The organism is Spiroplasma sp. hy2, assembly GCF_044714365.1.
Lineage (GTDB): Bacteria > Bacillota_I > Bacilli_A > Mycoplasmatales > Mycoplasmataceae > Spiroplasma > Spiroplasma phoeniceum.
In genome coordinates this window covers 1-941 of sequence record NZ_RXFZ02000274.1, presented here as the reverse complement: position 1 = coordinate 941, position 941 = coordinate 1, and the positions used below count along the sequence as shown (strand labels likewise).

Below are 941 nucleotides of genomic sequence, written 5' to 3'. Positions count from 1 at the left end.
GTAATTATTTTTTTCATTAATTATTTACCTCCATATATTAAAAATATACCTAATTTTAGGTATATTTTATAAATATCAAGAGTTTTCGACAAAATTAAAGCTATTTTCTAAATTACCTGTATTAAATTCATTAATTTCTTCAGAAGTTTCTAAAATAACTTCTGCCGTTTTAATATCAAAACTATCATCTTCATTTTTAATTGGTTTATCATGTTCATCGATAAGAACATATTTTACATTTTTTAATGCCATTGTTTTTCCTCCTATTTTTTAATATTTGTATTTGTTCTTGTTCTAATAGCCTTTTGTATAATTTCAAAACTATCAACTCGAAAAGATAAAAAATATCTTTTAGTTTTTATATTTAGCTGATTAAATACTGAACCTTTAATTTTTATCTCATCATCTTTTTTTAATTTCAAAAAATCAGTTAAAATAGATGGGTTATATATTGATAATGTTGAGTAATTTAATCCTTCCCACTGACATTTAGCAGAACAAGCATCAACTTCAACACCACCAGCAACTAGTGCTTTAATTTTGGTTTTAACCGGATTTTCATGGAGTCTAACAGTTAATTCTAATTTATTAATTCTTTTATTTTTTATTTTAGGTTTATTAGCTGGTGATTTTTTAGATAGATTACTTTTTGCTTGTGCCATTTTTATCAACTCCTTTTGTTATAAAATATTGTAAATGTTTTCAAGCATCGTGTTCGTGCTCTGTCATTTTAATATTTCCTTTATAAAAATAATTMTGTTAATATGTCAATAGAATTATCTTTTCAATAGCATTTATATTTTTTATCTTTAATATTTATTCCAATTTACACTAATAAATGTTAATCAAGCATTTTTTATATTCATTATTTATCCTCCATTTCAATAAAACTATTTTTTGGTTTACTAAAATAAACTTGTTTTAAGTTTTCAAATTCYTTW

2 protein-coding genes are annotated in these 941 nt (G+C 22.4%); both read right to left on the bottom strand.

What is annotated here, in order from left to right; genetic code table 4:
* Positions 1–66: 66 nt before the first annotated feature.
* Positions 67–252 carry a hypothetical protein gene (locus tag EHV01_RS06040; protein WP_422066670.1) on the bottom strand — a complete coding sequence of 62 codons (186 nt, stop codon included), beginning with the start codon at positions 250–252 and terminating at the stop codon, positions 67–69.
* Positions 253–263: 11 nt separating this feature from the next.
* Entirely contained in the window at positions 264–662 is a 399-nt protein-coding gene (locus EHV01_RS06035; protein ID WP_422066669.1) for a hypothetical protein, read from the bottom strand.
* Between the last annotated feature and the right edge of the window lie 279 nt (positions 663–941).